Raw genomic sequence first — 2061 nt, 5'->3', positions numbered from 1 at the left:
GGGTCAATGGCATATCCAATGCCCAGAATCGCACTTTCTCCATTTTCACCAGTAATGACGCCAGTTTCATCGATTGTAAAACGGTCGCTTGAAAGCTGGATTTGCTGGCCGGAAGCATCGAGTACATAATGACCGCTGCCGGTTGTCAGGTATCCTTGTCCATCAACCGTGAAATTCCCATTACGAGTATAGCGGACCGAGCCGTCTGTATGGCGGACATTGAAGAACACCGAGCCGTTTTCAGGCATATTTATATCGAGCAAAGCCACGTCCGTCTTATTGCCTGTTTCGCGCAAATCGCCCTGGATGAATTTCGGAATGGCTTCCTGCATGTATACTCCAGTATTAATCGTGCCAATTTCCTTGCTGAACGGTAAATTCAAACCGTTCTCTGTCGGGATGCGCTCCTTGTCAAATCGTTGGAGCAGCATTTCCGGAAATGCCCTCATCGAAGATTGATCCGCTTTAAAGCCTGGAGTGTTGGCATTGGACAAATTATTTGTCAGCATCTCCGTCCTGCGCTGCTGAGCAAGCATGCCGGATGCAACTGTATAAAACCCTTTAAACATGTTTCCACCTCATAGGATAAGAAATGCGTAAGCTCCTTGGAACGTCAATAAAATCGCCACTGTTTTGGGCAATTTACGATCATGGTCGTCCGAAACTATTTTGAGCGAGAAATATGAAACATTAATACTATTTTATAAAGTCGAAATAGAAAATTTTTTCACTACTTCTTATTATAAGAAATATATCGGCTAGAAACATTAAAAATTTGCAGGAAAATGTAGGATTTTGGGTTTTATTCCAGAAAAATTGGGTAAAATGCAAAAAAATCTGGATTCTCCCTCAGTTTTTACCGAGAGATTTCCAGATTTTTAACCAAGTTATTTATACAATTCTGCGTCGGCCTGCAATGCGGTCAATGTTATCAAGCATGATGCCTGTTCCAATTGCAACGCAATCCATTGGGTTTTCCGCAACCAATACAGGAACCTTAAGCTCTTCCATCATCAGCTGGTCGATACCATGAAGCAAGGCACCGCCTCCTGTTAAAATGACACCGCGGTCGATAATGTCAGCGGAAAGTTCTGGTGGTGTGCGCTCCAATACGGTTTTTGCAGCCTGCACGATGACTGCAACAGACTCTCTTAGTGCCTGCTCAATTTCTTCAGAACGGACTGTAATCGTCCTTGGAAGCCCGGAAACCATATCGCGTCCGCGGATTTCCATTTCCTCATTGCGGCCGCCTGGGAACACGGTTCCAATGGTTAGTTTAATATTTTCAGCTGTACGTTCACCGATCAACAGCTTATATTCACGTTTAATGTAACTTAAAATTTCTGCGTCAAACTTGTCCCCAGCCATTTTAATAGAAGACGAAGTTACAATGTCGCCCATGGAAAGAACGGCAACATCTGTTGTTCCGCCGCCGATGTCAACGACCATGTTTCCGCTAGGCTGGAAAATGTCCATGCCTGCGCCAATCGCTGCAACCTTAGGCTCTTCTTCAAGGTATATTTTCTTGCCGCCGCTTTTTTCAGCTGCTTCCTTGATCGCTTTTTGCTCAACACTTGTAATGTTGGTTGGACAGCAAATCAGGATGCGCGGCTTGGACAAAAAGCCCTTAACATTCAGTTTATTGATGAAGTGCTTTAGCATGGACTCTGTCACATCAAAATCAGCGATAACTCCATCTTTCAAAGGACGAATCGCTACGATATTGCCAGGTGTACGCCCAACCATTTTGCGTGCTTCTTCCCCTACAGCTAAAACCTTATTTGTGTTCTTATCAATCGCCACAACAGACGGTTCATTCAATACAATTCCTCGGCCTTTAACATGGATCAATACATTGGCAGTACCAAGGTCAATCCCAATATCCCTAGCAAACATTTCGTTTTTATCCTCCTTGACAAATGGCTGGCTGCGGCTGATTAGCCCCGTTTTCTCTATGACTTACTGTCTCATCCTTATAAAAAGATGACGATGTTCGAGAATATCCAGACGCTGCCGCAATCTGCGAACCATATTCTACCCTAATTGTTTATTTTATCACAG

General features: G+C 44.0%; 2 protein-coding genes. Both read right to left on the bottom strand.

The window, feature by feature from the left end; translation table 11 throughout:
- The coding region (locus WB217_RS01290; RefSeq protein ID WP_423989912.1) for a flagellar hook-basal body protein at positions 1-569 on the bottom strand (569 nt) is incomplete at its 3' end.
- 322 nt (positions 570-891) lie between these two features.
- The gene (locus WB217_RS01285; RefSeq protein WP_423989910.1) at positions 892-1896 is read right to left on the bottom strand and encodes a rod shape-determining protein; all 1005 of its coding nucleotides are present in this window, start codon (positions 1894-1896) and stop codon (positions 892-894) included.
- Between the last annotated feature and the right edge of the window lie 165 nt (positions 1897-2061).

It is taken from the genome of Mesobacillus sp. (assembly GCF_049588175.1).
Taxonomy (GTDB): domain Bacteria; phylum Bacillota; class Bacilli; order Bacillales; family Cytobacillaceae; genus Mesobacillus.
This window is presented reverse-complemented; position numbering and strand designations above follow the sequence as displayed.

What these genes read in the sequence shown, in the direction of transcription:
- WB217_RS01285 (WP_423989910.1), bottom strand. Translation starts at nt 1,896, where the DNA reads ATGTTTGCTAGGGATATTGGGATTGACCTTGGTACTGCCAATGTATTG.